The organism is Rhizobium sp. GW821-FHT14E12 (assembly GCF_058803745.1).
In genome coordinates this window covers 293,789-308,143 of record NZ_JBXAPH010000001.1, presented here as the reverse complement: position 1 = coordinate 308,143, position 14,355 = coordinate 293,789, and the positions used below count along the sequence as shown (strand labels likewise).

Below are 14,355 nucleotides of genomic sequence, written 5' to 3'. Positions count from 1 at the left end.
ATCAGCGGCTCCGAACCATCGTCATGAAGCGGACCTGCTCAGCCGGATCGGCCTTGAAAGCACCGGTGAAAGTCGTCGTCAGCGTCGAAGACCCTTGCTGCTGCACACCGCGCATCGCCATGCACATATGTTCGGCCTCGATCATCACGGCGACACCGCGCGGACGCAGGGAATCGTCGATGGCATTGGCGATCTGGGCGGTCATGGCCTCCTGCGTCTGCAGGCGGCGGCCGAAAATCTCTACGACCCGGCCGATCTTCGACAGGCCGAGCACGCGGCCATTCGGCAGATAACCCACATGCGCCTTGCCGATAATCGGCACCATATGGTGTTCGCAATGCGAGTAGAACGGAATATCGCGCACGAGGACAATGTCATCGTAGCCGGAAACCTCTTCGAAGGTGCGGCCAAGCACATCCTCGGGGTTCATGTCATAACCGGCGAAAAGCTCGCGATAGGCCTTGGCGACGCGCGCCGGCGTATCGAGCAAGCCTTCACGCTGCGGATCGTCACCCGCCCAGCGAAGCAGAACGCGTACGGCGTCCTCTGCTTCCTTCTGCGAAGGGCGGTCCAATACACGATCGGATTCAACGGCTTGCGGAAAGTTCTTTACAATGGCGTCCATTACCTGTGGATCTCCTGATCCGCACCGCGGATCTTGTTTTGTCGGACTCGCCACTGGTATTCCCCAGACTTGGGAAAATGTGCACCTTTGGCGGGCTCCGGGGCGTTCTGGCTGGCGGACAAGCCTGCCGTCCTGCACGGTTTCCCATCAAACTTACAGAAGACCATTGCAATTTTGTGGTCTTCGAACGACATACATATAGTATGGCATTGTCCCTGTGAAAGTGTCCGAACGAGATACAGTGTGTTTTTTGTTTCGAAACACAAAACAGGTACATCGGAGCGAAATCGATGATGGACGAGATCTATAACAGCAAGATCCTGGAATTCGCCGGCAATATCGAACGCATTGGCAGCCTTTCAGACGCCGATGCAAGCGCTCAGGCCCATTCCAGACTGTGCGGCTCCCGCGTCAAGATTTGGCTGAAAATGGACGACGGTGTCGTTACCGATTTTGCGCACGACGTCAAGGCCTGTGCGCTCGGTCAGGCATCTTCTTCGGTCATGGCCCGCCACATAGTCGGCGCGACCGCCGCAGAACTGCGCAAAGCGCGCGAGGATATGCTTGCGATGCTGAAGGCGGACGGCGAGGGGCCATCGGGCCGTTTCGAGGACATGCGCTATCTGAAGCCGGTCAAGGATTACAAGGCGCGCCACGCATCGACGATGCTGACATTCGATGCCGTCGTGGATGCGATCGAGCAGATCGAGGCGGCGCGCGGAAATCCTGCGATTGCGGCTGCCGCAGCCGTTTCATAAAGACGGTGAGCCATGTGCTATCTCTGTTCCATTCAGGACGACGATGACGAGGGAGGCGCCGCTGCAGGCTCCAGCAGCGCGAGGCGCAGCGAGATAGCATCCCGCGACAACATTAAACCGCTGCATTCCCGCAACTATTCCGGCCCCTTCCGCAAGACGCCCGACCGGCTCCTCGGTATGGGCCTGATCCGTCTCTATCAACTGACCCTTTCCGGATTCATCGGCAATTCCTGCCGCCATATTCCGACCTGCTCGGAATATGGCTACGAATCCGTCGCCCGTCATGGCCTCTGGGCCGGCGGCTGGATGACGCTGTTTCGGGTGGCACGATGCGGACCTGGCGGCACCAGCGGGCTGGACCCCGTGCCGGAGGCTCTGGAAAGCCGCTATCATTGGTGGACACCCTGGCGGTATTTCGTCATCGGCCGAAAAGCAGCCTGAACGGCATGACGACATATGTCGCACTGCTTCACAGCATCGTTCTCACCGCCGGCCGGCGCGTGGTCATGGCTGATCTGCGGGCGATGGCGGAGGATCTCGGATTCACCAACGTCAAAACATTGGTCGCGACCGGCAATCTGGTCTTTGAGGCTGGCGAGCAACCGATTGCAGCAATCGAAACTCAACTCGAAGCAGGCTTTGCGAAGACTTTCGGCAAGCACGTCGACATCATTGCGCGCGATGCTGCGACATGGATGAAGCTTGTTACTGGCAATCCGTTCGCAGACGGTGGGGGCAGCGAAGTGGCGGTCCGCGTCATGCGCAGGCCGCTCGATCCGTCCGTAATCGAAGTACTCGAAAAGCGCAGAAGCGACCCGGAGCGGCTGGCCGTGGTCAATGGCGATCTCTGGATCGATTTTGGCGGCAAAGCGAGCGAAACGCGCCTGCTGTCGTCGCTGACCACCAAGCGCCTTGGTGTCGGCACATTGCGTAACTGGAATACGGTACGCGGCGTGGCCCGGATGATCGGCTCATAAGCCTCTTTTCCTTTACTAAACGGCGAAATATCGCTATCAGGCGACCGCGTTCAACAACATTGATTGACCGCGTCTGTTGAAACCACCCGCATTCGTTGGCGGGACTGGACAAGGAGAATTTCGATGTCCCAATCCGTTTCCCTGACATTTCCTGATGGTTCCGTGCGCAGCTACGATGCTGGCGCAACCGGCCGGGATGTCGCCGAATCCATTTCCAAGTCGCTTGCCAAGAAGGCCGTCGCCATTGCGATCGACGGCACCGTGCGCGACCTTTCCGAGCCGGTGACCGACGGCAAGATCGAGATCATTACCCGTAATGACGACCGCGCGCTGGAGCTGATCCGGCATGACGCGGCGCATGTCATGGCGGAAGCCGTGCAGGAGATCTGGCCCGGCACGCAGGTGACCATCGGCCCGGTGATCGAAAACGGCTTCTATTACGACTTCGCCAAGAACGAGCCCTTCACGCCCGACGACCTGCCGGTCATCGAGAAGAAGATGCGCGAGATCATCCAGCGCAATAAGCCCTTCACCAGGCAGATCTGGTCGCGCGAGAAGGCGAAACAGGTCTTTGCCGACAAGGGCGAACGCTACAAGGTCGAACTCGTAGACGCCATTCCTGAGGGCCAGGACCTGAAGATCTATTATCAGGGCGATTGGTTCGACCTCTGCCGTGGGCCGCATATGGCTTCCACCGGCCAGATCGGCACGGCCTTCAAGCTGATGAAGGTGGCCGGTGCCTATTGGCGCGGCGACAGCAACAATCCGATGCTGACCCGCATCTATGGCACGGCCTTTGCCGAGCAAGCCGATCTCGACAACTACCTGCACATCCTCGCCGAGGCCGAAAAGCGTGATCACCGCCGTCTCGGCCGCGAAATGGACCTGTTCCATTTCCAGGAAGAAGGTCCGGGCGTCGTCTTCTGGCATGGCAAGGGCTGGCGGATCTTCCAGACGCTGGTCTCCTACATGCGCCGCCGTCTGGAAGGCGACTATCAGGAAGTCAACGCGCCGCAGGTGCTCGACAAGTCGCTCTGGGAAACCTCGGGTCACTGGGGCTGGTATCGCGATAACATGTTCAAGGTGACTGTCGCCGGCGATGATACCGACGACGACCGCGTCTTCGCGTTGAAGCCGATGAACTGCCCCGGCCACATCCAGATCTTCAAGCATGGCTTGAAGTCCTACCGCGAACTGCCGATCCGCCTTGCGGAATTCGGCAACGTGCATCGATACGAGCCTTCGGGCGCGCTGCACGGACTGATGCGCGTGCGCGGCTTCACGCAGGACGACGCGCACATCTTCTGCACAGATGAGCAGATGGCGGCCGAATGCCTGAAGATCAACGACTTGATCCTCTCGGTCTATGAAGACTTCGGCTTCAAGGAGATCGTCGTCAAGCTCTCGACCCGTCCTGAAAAGCGCGTCGGCGACGATGCGCTCTGGGATCGTGCCGAAAGCGTGATGATGGACGTGCTGAAGACGATCGAAGAACAGTCCGGCGGCCGCATCAAAACCGGCATTCTGCCGGGCGAAGGCGCGTTCTACGGGCCGAAGTTCGAATATACGCTGAGGGATGCCATCGGTCGTGAATGGCAGTGCGGCACGACGCAGGTCGATTTCAACCTGCCGGAACGCTTTGGCGCCTTCTATATCGACCAGCATTCGGAAAAGACGCAGCCGGTAATGATCCATCGCGCCATCTGCGGCTCGATGGAGCGATTCCTTGGTATCCTGATCGAGAACTTCGCCGGCCATATGCCGCTCTGGGTTTCGCCGCTGCAGGTGGTGGTCGCAACCATTACCTCGGAAGCCGACGGCTATGGCGAAGAAGTTGCCGAAGCACTGCGCGATGCCGGGCTCACGGTCGAGACCGATTTCCGCAACGAGAAGATCAACTACAAGATCCGCGAGCATTCGGTGACGAAGGTTCCGGTGATCATCGTCTGCGGCAAGAAGGAAGCCGAGGAGCGCTCGGTCAACATCCGCCGTCTCGGCAGCCAGGCACAGACGGCAATGTCGCTCGACGAGGCGATCGCATCGCTGTCGCTCGAAGCCACACCGCCGGACGTTCTGCGCAAGCGCGAAGCCAGGCGGGCCAAGCTCGCCTGATAAACAGATAGATGTTGTCTGACGGCGCCTTCAGTGCGCCGTCAGATAACTGACATACATCTGTAATATATGCGCCTGGATGCACAAGGAGCGGGGCAGCCCGTCGCGGATTTGGATTTCAAAGAATTATCCTACGCCAATGAACGGGATACGCGCATCAAGCGCTGGTTCATCCGCTCCATAGAGGGCCTTTCCGGCCGCGATCGCTATACCCGGCTCTACGATATTTGGCGCAGCGATATTGTCGGCAAAAGCGAGCGTGTCTTCGGCAAGATGCTCGATCTCATCGATGTGCGCCTCGCGACCAAGGGCGAATGGCCGCCGCGTGAAATTCCCGATGCGCCGATCGTCATCGTCGCCAACCATCCCTTCGGTATCGGCGACGGCATTGCCGTGCTGGCACTCGCCGAAGAGCTCGGACGCCCGTTCAAGGTGCTCATCAACAACGAACTGCTGAAAGTGCCGGAAATGAACGACTATTCGCTGCCGGTTTCCTTCGAGGAGACCAAGGAAGCGATGGCGATCAACATGAAAACGCGCCATGAGGCCGTTCGCCTGCTCAAGGAAGGCACCACCATCATCGTCTTTCCGGCCGGCGGCGTCGCGACGGCCAAGAAGGGCTTTGGGCGTGCCGAGGACCTGCCGTGGAAGATCTTTCCGGCAAAACTCATCCAGGCGGCCCGCGCCAGCGTCATTCCCATTTATTTCGAGGGCCAGAATGGCCGGCTGTTTCATCTTGCCAGCCGCGTATCGATGACGCTGCGCATCTCGCTATTGATCCGCGAGTTCCGCCGCCTTTCCGGCAGCACGATCACCGCCCATGTCGGCAAGCTGATGACCTGGGAAGCGATGAGCGAAGGCAGCGACCGCAAGGATCTGTTGTCGAAACTCTATGGCGCGGTGTTTTCCATGGCACCGCCGAAGCGGGCGCTACGGAAAAAAGCCGGCTGAGGCAAGGACTGCCTCACCGTCAATCCATGCTATCGCCGCCATCATCGCCGGCGGACGGTGCCAATTGCTCGTAGGTCGGCAACGGACGCTGTTGGCTTGACACGCCTGGTTGGCCCGACGGCCCCTGGTTCTGCTGTGCCTGCGGCAACTGTACTGGAAGCTGCTGCGCCGGTTGCTGATCGTCGGCGTCCTGCGGCTGCTGTTCCTTCATCAGCACTTCGACATCGGTGTTCCGGCCTGCAACGACAGTGAAGTCGCGCTGGTAGATCTTGTCCTTGTTGCGGGCGACGGCGGTATACTGGCCTTCCGCCAGCACCATGACCGGGAAAGCGCTGAGGCTTTCGCCGACGATATCGCCGGCAGATGTCAGGATTGACCATGCCGTATCGGCGATCGCTTCGCCGCCGGCATCCGAGACCAGCTTGAAGGTGATCTTGGCGGCCCTGTGCTGTATCGTCGCCTCAGTCACCTTGCCGGCCTCGACCTGGATATCGGCTCGAATGACGGCGTTGACGGCGCCGTATTCGGAAACGATGTGATAGGTGCCGGTGCTGAGACCCACCAGAGTGTTCGGCTTGACGTCGGACATGACGAGCCCCCGCTCGCCATCTTCCTTGGCGTCGCCCGCATAGATCGAGAAACTCAGCTCGGCCGGCGGAATGCGAACGTCGGAACCGGAGACGGCGTTCAGCACCATGCCGCCGGCGTCCAGCACCATGGTCTGCTTCTGCGACAGGCCGCTTTCGGGCACGGTCAGCTTCTTGGTGACGCCGGCCCGGCCGAAGGAGACATTGACGAAATAATCGCCGGGCAGGAGATGGAAGGAGGCCGAGCCGCCCTTGGAGCTCGCCACCAGTGGCAACTTGCCATCAGCGCCGGCAAAGGGGCTGAAGACATACCAGGACAGGCCCTGCTGCTGCGGGCCGCTATCCGGCGCGAGCTTGGCTTCCAGCGAAACGTCGCGCAATGTCCGCGCGGGCGAGTTTTCGCCGCCCGGCGCTACGAAGGCATTGAGCTTCGGCATTTTCATGCTGCCGTCGAGCTGCTTGAATTCCTGAAAGGCATCCTGCGCCGAGGCAGCCGTGCTCAGGCTTGCGAGCATGGCGAAAGCCGCGCCCAATCGGTGAGCGGATGAAATACCTGACATGCGTTCCCAACCGATTGACTTCCGATAAAACACAGGCCACTTCAAAACCAATGCGGTGGCAAATTCAAGACCCACTTCCTCCCGCGCATGAAAATGAAAGCAATCATTCCATGAAAACCGATATCAAGCTGGTCGATTATCTGGCGGTTCGCCGATCCATTCCCGCGTTTCAGATGGCGGAACCAGGCCCGGACAAGGCCGAAATCGAAGAGATCCTGCGGCTAGCCTCCCGTGTGCCGGATCACGGCAAGCTCGCCCCGTGGCGCTTTATCGTCTATCGCGGCGAGGAGCGCGCGCGGATCGGTGAAGAGTTGCTGAAGCTCGCGCTCGAAGCCAAGCCCGATCTGTCCGGGGAAATGATTCAGGTCGAGCGCACGCGCTTCACCCGCGCGCCGGTCGTTATCGCCGTCGTCAGTAAGGCAGGCCCACATTTCAAGATCCCGGAATGGGAACAGTTGATGTCAGCGGGCGCGCTTTGCCTCAATCTGCTAATTTCGGCCAATGCACATGGCTGGGTTTCGAACTGGCTGACCGAATGGTTCGCCTATGACGAGCGCGCCTATCCGCTCCTTGGCGTCCAGCCGGGTGAAAAGGTCGCCGGCTTCATCCATATCGGCTCCTCCGAGTTCCCGCCGATAGAACGGCCGCGCCCGGAACTGGCGGAAACCGTGACCTGGGTTGGCGGCGAGGGGGCATAATGTTCTACACGACCGACACCAATCAGCATGGCCTGTCTCACGATCCCTTCAAGGCGATCGTCACGCCGCGCCCGATCGGCTGGATCGGCAGCAAGGGCAGGGACGGCTCCATCAACCTGTCGCCCTACTCCTTCTTCAACGCCGTCAGCGATCGACCGAAGCTGGTGATGTTTTCCTCGACGGGCCGCAAGGACAGCGCCCGCAATGTCGAGGAAACCGGCGTCTTCACCGCCAATCTGGTCAGCCGCAACCTCGTCGACAAGATGAACCATTCATCCATTTCCGTACCCTATGGCACCAATGAGTTCGAGCTTGCCGGTCTCACGGCCGAGTCCGGCCGATTGGTGGATGCGCCCTATGTCGGCGAAGCCTTCGCCGTTCTCGAATGCCAGGTAACGGAAATCATGCGGCCCAAGGACCTCAACGGAGAGCCGACGGATAATGTCATGGTTTTCGGCCAGGTTGTCGGCATTCATATCGATGAGACGATCATTCGCGACGGTCGGCTCGATATGGCGCTTGCCCGGCCTGTCGCGCGTATGGGCTACATGGACTACAGTGAAGGCAGCGAAGTCTTCGAATTAATACGGCCGAAGACACCGTGACGCCAGAGGGTGCCGGTTCGCGCATTAGTGGTTAATAAATAAGGTAAACGGCCCGTAAACCTTTCGCCGTTAGCGTGTCCCTCATGGATTTGCGGGACAAGAATCGTCCCGACGATATCGGGGCATTACGTGATCATAGAAGCATTTCTTCGCTGGGCTGAGACCGCCAAGGCAGAGGGCAGGGCAAGGGCAGCCAATGCCCTCGGCCGTGCCTATCTGCAATCGGCGATGCCGGCGGGAGAGCGTGAGGCCGCCGAGATGGCGATGACCTATCTGCTCGATGATCCATCGCCTCGCGTACGGCTGTCACTTGCCGAAGCCGTGGCGCGTGCGCCGAACGCACCGCGTGATATCATCCTTTCCCTGGCGGAGGATCAGCCGGAAATCGCCGGCCAGGTCATTCTCTTGTCGCCGGTATTCACCGATGGCGATCTCGTCGATCTTGCACTGCGCGGCAGTGACGTGACGCGTGTCCTGATCGCCTCGCGCGGGCAGGTGTCTCGACCGGTTTCCGCGGCATTGGCCGAGATTGGCGGCGAAACCGAGATTCTCTGCCTGCTGGAAAACGATGCCGCCTCATTGTCGCGCGCCTCGCTGAAACGCATTGCCGAGCGGCTCGGCGATCACGCGGAGATTCGTGGCCTGCTTCTTGCCCGCGACGCCCTGCCTTCGGATGTCCGCCACCTGCTGATGCGGCATGTTTGCGCAGCGTTGGCGGGCTCCAGCCTTATCCAGGCGACGATCGGCACCGGCCGGCTGCAGCATATTACCCGTGAGGCCAGCGAGACCGCGACGGTCTCGATCGCCGGATCGGTTCAGCATGACGATATTCCGGATCTGGCCGAACATCTGCGTCAGTCCGGCTGGCTGACGCCGGCTTTCCTGATGCACGCGCTTTGTTCCGGCAAGGTCGATTTCTTTGCCGGCGCGATTACGAACCTTTCCGGCTGCGGCGAGCGGCGGGTGCGTTCGATCCTGTCGACCGGACGTGTCTATGCCGTGCGCGCGCTTTATGAATCCGCTGGCCTGCCGCGCGATATCAGCGTTGTCTTCGTCGAGGCGACCCTGATCTGGCGGGAGGCATCACAGGCATCGGGCGGCAGCATGCTGGAAAATGTCTCGGTCCGGTTGATGCGCAAATTCCATGTCGCGGAGCGGTCTCCCGGCGCGGCGATACAGCTACTGGACATGGTGGAGAAGCTCGCCAATGCCGAACGGCGGCAGACTGCGCGGAGTTTTGCAGCGCTGGCGGCTCTCGCGGCAGCGTGATATTGATCAGCGATCAAAGTTTTCAGGATATGACTTTTGCTGACCATTGCCGTTGAACCACCGCGCCAGGACGGTGTTATCCGTCTCCTCGACATGTCGAGCGCCTATGCCGAATCGCTCTATCCTGCCGAGAGCAACCACCTGCTAGATCTGAGCTCATTGGAAAACCCGGAAGTGACCTTCTGGGTTGCGCGGCTGGATGGCGATATCGTCGGCTGCTGCTCGCTGGTCGAGGCGGGTGATGGCACGGCCGAGATCAAGCGCATGTTCGTCGATCCGATCGCCAGGGGACAAAAGGTCGCTCTAAGGCTGATGGACGTGCTTGAAGGGACGGCGGCGGAACGGAAGCTGACGGCGGTGCGGCTGGAAACCGGGATATACCAGCCGGAAGCCATCGCTCTCTACCGCAAGTTCGGCTATGTGGAGATCGAACCATTCGGCGAGTACAAACCCGATCCGCTCAGCCTGTTCATGGAAAAGACCCTGTCCCCGTAGGCAGGATCTGATCAGCCTTCGGAACCATCCCGGATTTTCAATTGCAGTTCCGGCTCTTGGGCGTGCTGTTCCTCTGTCAGCTCGGCCTCACGAATCCACTCGCGCCAGATCGCGACGATGATGGCCATCAGCACCGGGCCGATGAAGAGGCCGAGGAACCCCATGGTCTTGACGCCACCGACAAGGCCGAAAAAGGTCGGCAGGAAGGGCAGCTTGATCGGCCCGCCGACGAGCTTCGGCCGCAACGTCTTGTCGACGATGAAGAGTTCGACTGTGCCCCAGACAAACAGGGCGATACCCGCCCATAGCGAACCGCTGGCGACAAGGTAGATGGAGACGAGCGACATGGAGAGCGGCGCACCGCCCGGCACCAGCGCCATGACACCAGTGAGAACACCGAGCGTGATCGCCGATGGCGCTCCCGCAATCCAATAGGCAACGCCAAGCACGATGCCTTCGCCGATGGCGATCAGCGTCATGCCCATGACCGTGGAACTGATCGTCGCCGGCACGACGCGGGAAATGCGCTCCCAGCGGTTCGGCAGGATGCGTTCGCCCAACAGATCGACCTGGCGGACGAACATCGAGCCGTCGCGGTATATGAAAAACAACGCGATCAGCATGAAAAGCAAGGTCAGAATGACATGAAAGGCACCGCCACCGGCGGCAAGCACCGCGCGGTAGATATTGCCGATATGCGCGCCGCTGATGAGTTGCGCCAATTCGCCGATGGAACCGGGGCTACCAATATACTGCGTCCACTGATCGCCAAGCCAGGAGCCGACCATCGGCAGCGCCAGAATCCACTGCGGCGGCGGAGCGCCGTCGCGGTTGACATGCACGGCCCAGCCAAACCATTCGCGCACCTCGCCAGCCATATAGATGGCGGAAAGCACGATTGGCAGCACCAGGAAGGTGACGATAAAGGCAATGGCAATGGCGGCGGCGAGCGTCGTGTTGCCGCCGGTGCGGCGCAGAAGGTCGCTGTAGAGCGGCCAGGTGGCAAAACCTATCACGGCCGCTGCCAGCACAGGGATCAGGAAGCCGTAGAAGAAATAAATGCCGGCCGCGGCAATCAGGATCAGCAGCCAGCGTGCCGCCGAAATGGACGGAATAAGGGCCATGCGTGAAGGCGCGGTAGGCCCCAGCCACCGTGGTTCCCTCTGCTTTTGACGTTCGAATACACCCACCGGACTTGTTTTACCTTTTTTATTCGATCAACCGGTTATGGGCCATGATCTAGGCCGATTCAAGGGCCGCAACCCGAAAGCCTATATAATCCGTTGTCATGACGGCAAGACGACTACCAATGCGGGCAAGAGACGACTGGCGTTAAGATGGCCGACGAAGAACCTTGAAGGCGAAGAACTGGGTCTTCTGCGTCGGATTGAAATTATTGTCGGCAACAAAGATCAGCACATCCGTGCCGTCCTTTGCCTTGCCGAAGGTGACACCTTCGATATTGTCGGGTGCGAGGCCCAGCGCGCGCAAATCCATGACCTGGGTTTTGCGTACCGGCACGATGCGCTGATCGGTCTTTGCGAGCGATGGGATCGCGGAAACATCGGTTGCGCCGTCGAGATCGAACATGTTGATGACCACCGAGTTGCCGATATCCTGCGCATAGCCACGCTCGACCGACAGCCCATGCCGGTCATCCAGCGCCAGGATTTCCGACATGCCGAAATCGTTCCAGCCACCGGGCTTGGCCGGCGCCTGCGGGATCGGTGATATCGGATAGACATATTGCGCTTTCTGTTCGCCCGTGGCCGCATCGTAACGGATGATGCGGGCAAGCGTGCCATTGGTCAGCGTCGTCATCGGCCCGTCCTGATAAAGTGCGGACTCCATGCCGACGAGAAGATCGCCACTGGTGAGGAACGTCAGACCCTCGAAGGCGAGGTTATCGCGGATACCCGTGCTCTTGTCGGCGGTGGGGGCAAAGCCTTCGGGCAAAGGCAATTCTCGCACGAAGCTGCCATCGCGATTGGCGACGCGCACGAATGGCGGCAACAGCTGCTTGCCGTCGCCTTCGCTGCTCCAATAGATGCCGTCCTTGCCGATGCGGATCGATTCGGAATCAACCGTGCGGAACGCGAAAGGCTGACCGTTCTTGTCCTTCAGCGTCACATGATCGAGCACCGTCACGCCCTTGAGGCCGTCGGCGCCGACATCGATGTCGAGATCGTAGAAGCGAGCCGGTGCCCTTTCGGAACGGTCGTCGCTGATCGAGATATAGTGACCGGTCGAGGGATCGAAATCGATACCGGAGAGACCGCCGACCTCGACGCCGTTTTCCACGAAGCCCGTCGGAATGTCGTACTCACCGAGATAGGAGAGACTGATACCGGCCTTGCAGTCGCCGAAGGGGCAGGGCACGTCAACAACCGCACCGATATCGGCGGCGCGGGCGGTGGTGCAGAGAAGAAGGGCAAGAGCGGCGGTCGGCAGGAAGGGCTTCATCATGGCGATATCGTTACATCCGGATCATGAGCTGGCGGGTTCGCGCCGCATCTATGCATCCGACCATGACGCTTTCGTTACGGATCGCGCTCCATGCCCTAAAAATATCGGGAAATCGATTTTGCCGCAGCCGCCGAAGCGCGGCTGTCAGATATCCAGATTTTCCGCAAATGCCGCGCGTTCCTGGATGAAGCGGAAGCGGGCCTCGGGTTTGGTGCCCATGAGGTTGTCGACGGCGTCGCGCGTGCCTTCGAAATCCACCTCGTCGATCACGACGCGCAACAGCGTACGCTTGGAAGGGTCCATCGTCGTTTCCTTAAGCTGAGCGGGAAGCATTTCGCCCAAGCCTTTGAATCGGCTGATTTCGACCTTGCCCTTGCCCTTGAAATCGCTCTCCATCAGCTCCAGCCGATGGGCGTCGTCGCGGGCATAGATGGATTTCGAGCCCTGCGTGATTTTGTAGAGCGGCGGCACGGCCAGGAAGAGGTGGCCGCCACGAACCAGCTCGGGCATTTCCTGATAGAAGAAGGTGATCAGCAGCGAGGCGATATGAGCGCCATCGACGTCGGCATCGGTCATGACGACGATGCGCTGATAGCGAAGGTCTTCCTCGCGATATTTCGAGCGCGTGCCGCAACCGAGCGCCTGAACCAGATCGGAAATCTGCTGGTTGGCGGAGAGCTTTTCGCGGCCGGCGCTGGCGACGTTGAGGATCTTGCCGCGCAGCGGCAGGATCGCCTGGTTCATGCGGTTGCGCGCCTGCTTGGCGGAGCCGCCAGCAGAATCACCTTCGACGAGAAAGAGTTCGGCGCCTTCGGCGGTGTTCTGCGAACAATCGGCAAGCTTGCCGGGCAGGCGCAGTTTACGCACGGCCGTCTTGCGATTGACTTCCTTCTCCTTACGCCGGCGCAGCCGCTCCTCGGAACGTTCGATCACCCATTCCAGCAGCTTTTCGGCTTCTGTCGGATTGTCGGTGAGATAGTGATCGAAGGGATCGCGCAACGCGTTTTCAACGATGCGCTGCGCCTCGACGGTCGCAAGCCTGTCCTTGGTCTGGCCGACGAATTCCGGCTCACGAATGAAGATGGACAGCATGCCGACACCGGAGATCATCACGTCGTCGGTGGTAATGCCGGCGGCGCGCTTGTTCTGCGTCAGCTCGGCATAATTCTTCAGCCCCTTGGTCAGCGCGATGCGCAGGCCGGCCTCGTGCGTGCCGCCTTCGGGGGTGGGGATGGTGTTGCAATAGGAATGAACCTGCGGGTCGCCGCCATACCAGGTGATCGCCCATTCCAGTGAGCCATGGCCGGTTCCCTTCTCCGACTTGCCGGAGAATATTTCGCGGGTGACGGTGAACTCGTTGCCCATCGTCGCCTTGAGATAATCCTTCAGGCCGCCGGGGAAATGGAAGACGGCCTTGTCGGGAATATCCGAGCCTGCCGGCGCCAATTCCGGATCACAACTCCAGCGGATTTCGACGCCGCCGAAGAGATAGGCCTTGGAGCGGGCCATGCGGAAAACGCGGGCCGGATCGAACTTGGCGTGATCGCCGAAGATCTGCGGATCAGGGTGGAAACGAACACGGGTGCCGCGGCGGTTATGGACATCGCCCAACTCTTCAAGGCCGCCCTGCGGCACACCGCGCGAAAAGCGCTGGCGATAGAGCTTGCGGTTGCGGGCAACCTCGACTTCGAGATCGTCGGAGAGCGCATTGACGACGGAAACGCCAACGCCGTGCAGACCGCCAGAGGTCTCGTAGGCCTTGCCGTCGAACTTGCCGCCGGCATGCAGCTTGGTCATGATGACCTCAAGCGTCGATTTGCCCGGCACCTGCGGATGGTTTTCAACCGGAATGCCACGGCCGTTATCGGTGACAGTCAGGTAACCGCGCTGGTCGAGATGCACTTCGATGAAATCGGCGTGACCGGCAACGGCCTCGTCCATGGAGTTGTCGATGACTTCGGCGAAGAGATGATGCAGCGCTTTCTCGTCGGTGCCGCCGATATACATGCCGGGGCGCATACGCACCGGTTCGAGCCCTTCGAGGACGCGGATCGAATTCGCACCGTATTCCTCGGCGGACGAGGTTGTCGGAACTGCGCGCGGGGCAGGGGCAGGAGCGGCCGCAGGGCTTTCAACCTTTGCGGCCGGCTTTTCCGCCGTTTCGGGCTTCGGCGAAACCGGCAGTCCGGAGAAGAGATCGTTGCTGTTATCCATGGAGCTGTTCAGATTTATCCTTGAAGGGGTCACACCCC

The 14,355-nt window shown here is 60.2% G+C and carries 14 protein-coding genes; 9 read left to right on the top strand and 5 right to left on the bottom strand.

Annotation, left to right across the window (positions count from 1 at the left end; genetic code table 11):
* Window position 1 precedes the first annotated feature (1 nt).
* Window positions 2-625, bottom strand: coding sequence for a GTP cyclohydrolase I FolE (folE, locus tag AC1RO0_RS01550; protein ID WP_498591213.1), 624 nt, complete (start codon window positions 623-625; stop codon window positions 2-4).
* 290 nt (window positions 626-915) lie between these two features.
* Between folE and AC1RO0_RS01545 the strand changes: the two genes are divergently transcribed.
* The 5 genes from AC1RO0_RS01545 to AC1RO0_RS01525 all read left to right on the top strand — a co-directional run bounded on the left by AC1RO0_RS01545 (window position 916) and on the right by AC1RO0_RS01525 (window position 5,423).
* Window positions 916-1,383: an iron-sulfur cluster assembly scaffold protein gene (locus AC1RO0_RS01545; RefSeq protein ID WP_498591212.1), complete on the top strand. Its 468-nt coding sequence runs from the start codon at window positions 916-918 to the stop codon at window positions 1,381-1,383.
* Between the two features lie 12 nt (window positions 1,384-1,395).
* The gene (yidD, locus tag AC1RO0_RS01540) at window positions 1,396-1,824 is read left to right on the top strand and encodes a membrane protein insertion efficiency factor YidD (RefSeq protein ID WP_498591211.1); all 429 of its coding nucleotides are present in this window, start codon (window positions 1,396-1,398) and stop codon (window positions 1,822-1,824) included.
* A 5-nt stretch (window positions 1,825-1,829) separates the two neighbouring features.
* On the top strand, window positions 1,830-2,360 hold the full coding sequence (locus tag AC1RO0_RS01535; RefSeq protein ID WP_498591210.1) for a DUF1697 domain-containing protein: 531 nt from the start codon (window positions 1,830-1,832) through the stop codon (window positions 2,358-2,360).
* A 123-nt stretch (window positions 2,361-2,483) separates the two neighbouring features.
* Complete coding sequence (gene thrS / locus AC1RO0_RS01530; protein WP_498591209.1) at window positions 2,484-4,472, top strand: threonine--tRNA ligase; 1,989 nt, start codon at window positions 2,484-2,486, stop codon at window positions 4,470-4,472.
* Between the two features lie 111 nt (window positions 4,473-4,583).
* The gene (locus AC1RO0_RS01525) at window positions 4,584-5,423 is read left to right on the top strand and encodes a lysophospholipid acyltransferase family protein (RefSeq protein ID WP_498591208.1); all 840 of its coding nucleotides are present in this window, start codon (window positions 4,584-4,586) and stop codon (window positions 5,421-5,423) included.
* A 19-nt stretch (window positions 5,424-5,442) separates the two neighbouring features.
* Here the strand turns inward: AC1RO0_RS01525 and AC1RO0_RS01520 are convergent, their stop codons facing one another.
* Window positions 5,443-6,570, bottom strand: coding sequence for an RgsD C-terminal domain-containing protein (locus tag AC1RO0_RS01520; RefSeq protein WP_498591207.1), 1,128 nt, complete (start codon window positions 6,568-6,570; stop codon window positions 5,443-5,445).
* Window positions 6,571-6,680: 110 nt separating this feature from the next.
* Between AC1RO0_RS01520 and AC1RO0_RS01515 the strand changes: the two genes are divergently transcribed.
* From AC1RO0_RS01515 to AC1RO0_RS01500, 4 genes are all read left to right on the top strand, one after another.
* Complete coding sequence (locus AC1RO0_RS01515) at window positions 6,681-7,268, top strand: nitroreductase family protein (protein WP_498591206.1); 588 nt, start codon at window positions 6,681-6,683, stop codon at window positions 7,266-7,268.
* Window positions 7,268-7,873, top strand: coding sequence for a flavin reductase family protein (locus tag AC1RO0_RS01510; protein WP_498591205.1), 606 nt, complete (start codon window positions 7,268-7,270; stop codon window positions 7,871-7,873). Before AC1RO0_RS01515 ends, AC1RO0_RS01510 begins: the two co-directional genes overlap by 1 nt.
* A 114-nt stretch (window positions 7,874-7,987) precedes the next feature.
* A complete protein-coding gene (locus AC1RO0_RS01505; protein WP_498592356.1) occupies window positions 7,988-9,142 on the top strand; it encodes a DUF2336 domain-containing protein in 1,155 nt (384 codons plus the stop codon).
* A gap of 93 nt (window positions 9,143-9,235) precedes the next feature.
* Window positions 9,236-9,637: a GNAT family N-acetyltransferase gene (locus AC1RO0_RS01500; protein WP_498592355.1), complete on the top strand. Its 402-nt coding sequence runs from the start codon at window positions 9,236-9,238 to the stop codon at window positions 9,635-9,637.
* 11 nt (window positions 9,638-9,648) lie between these two features.
* On the opposite strand, the gene AC1RO0_RS01495 is transcribed toward AC1RO0_RS01500, so the two are convergent.
* The 3 genes from AC1RO0_RS01495 to parE all read right to left on the bottom strand — a co-directional run bounded on the left by AC1RO0_RS01495 (window position 9,649) and on the right by parE (window position 14,317).
* The gene (locus tag AC1RO0_RS01495) at window positions 9,649-10,827 is read right to left on the bottom strand and encodes an AI-2E family transporter (protein WP_498591204.1); all 1,179 of its coding nucleotides are present in this window, start codon (window positions 10,825-10,827) and stop codon (window positions 9,649-9,651) included.
* 142 nt (window positions 10,828-10,969) lie between these two features.
* Window positions 10,970-12,103 carry an esterase-like activity of phytase family protein gene (locus AC1RO0_RS01490; RefSeq protein WP_498591203.1) on the bottom strand — a complete coding sequence of 378 codons (1,134 nt, stop codon included), beginning with the start codon at window positions 12,101-12,103 and terminating at the stop codon, window positions 10,970-10,972.
* Between the two features lie 144 nt (window positions 12,104-12,247).
* Entirely contained in the window at window positions 12,248-14,317 is a 2,070-nt protein-coding gene (parE, locus tag AC1RO0_RS01485) for a DNA topoisomerase IV subunit B (RefSeq protein WP_498591202.1), read from the bottom strand.
* Between the last annotated feature and the right edge of the window lie 38 nt (window positions 14,318-14,355).

Bases quoted from the DNA above. Each gene is read 5' to 3' on its own strand.
- folE (WP_498591213.1), bottom strand. From the start codon at position 625: ATGGACGCCATTGTAAAGAACTTTCCGCAAGCCGTTGAATCCGATCGT.
- AC1RO0_RS01545 (WP_498591212.1), top strand. From the start codon at position 916: ATGATGGACGAGATCTATAACAGCAAGATCCTGGAATTCGCCGGCAAT.
- yidD (WP_498591211.1), top strand. From the start codon at position 1,396: ATGTGCTATCTCTGTTCCATTCAGGACGACGATGACGAGGGAGGCGCC.
- AC1RO0_RS01535 (WP_498591210.1), top strand. From the start codon at position 1,830: ATGACGACATATGTCGCACTGCTTCACAGCATCGTTCTCACCGCCGGC.
- thrS (WP_498591209.1), top strand. From the start codon at position 2,484: ATGTCCCAATCCGTTTCCCTGACATTTCCTGATGGTTCCGTGCGCAGC.
- AC1RO0_RS01520 (WP_498591207.1), bottom strand. From the start codon at position 6,570: ATGTCAGGTATTTCATCCGCTCACCGATTGGGCGCGGCTTTCGCCATG.
- AC1RO0_RS01515 (WP_498591206.1), top strand. From the start codon at position 6,681: ATGAAAACCGATATCAAGCTGGTCGATTATCTGGCGGTTCGCCGATCC.
- AC1RO0_RS01510 (WP_498591205.1), top strand. From the start codon at position 7,268: ATGTTCTACACGACCGACACCAATCAGCATGGCCTGTCTCACGATCCC.
- AC1RO0_RS01500 (WP_498592355.1), top strand. From the start codon at position 9,236: ATGTCGAGCGCCTATGCCGAATCGCTCTATCCTGCCGAGAGCAACCAC.
- AC1RO0_RS01490 (WP_498591203.1), bottom strand. From the start codon at position 12,103: ATGATGAAGCCCTTCCTGCCGACCGCCGCTCTTGCCCTTCTTCTCTGC.
- parE (WP_498591202.1), bottom strand. From the start codon at position 14,317: ATGGATAACAGCAACGATCTCTTCTCCGGACTGCCGGTTTCGCCGAAG.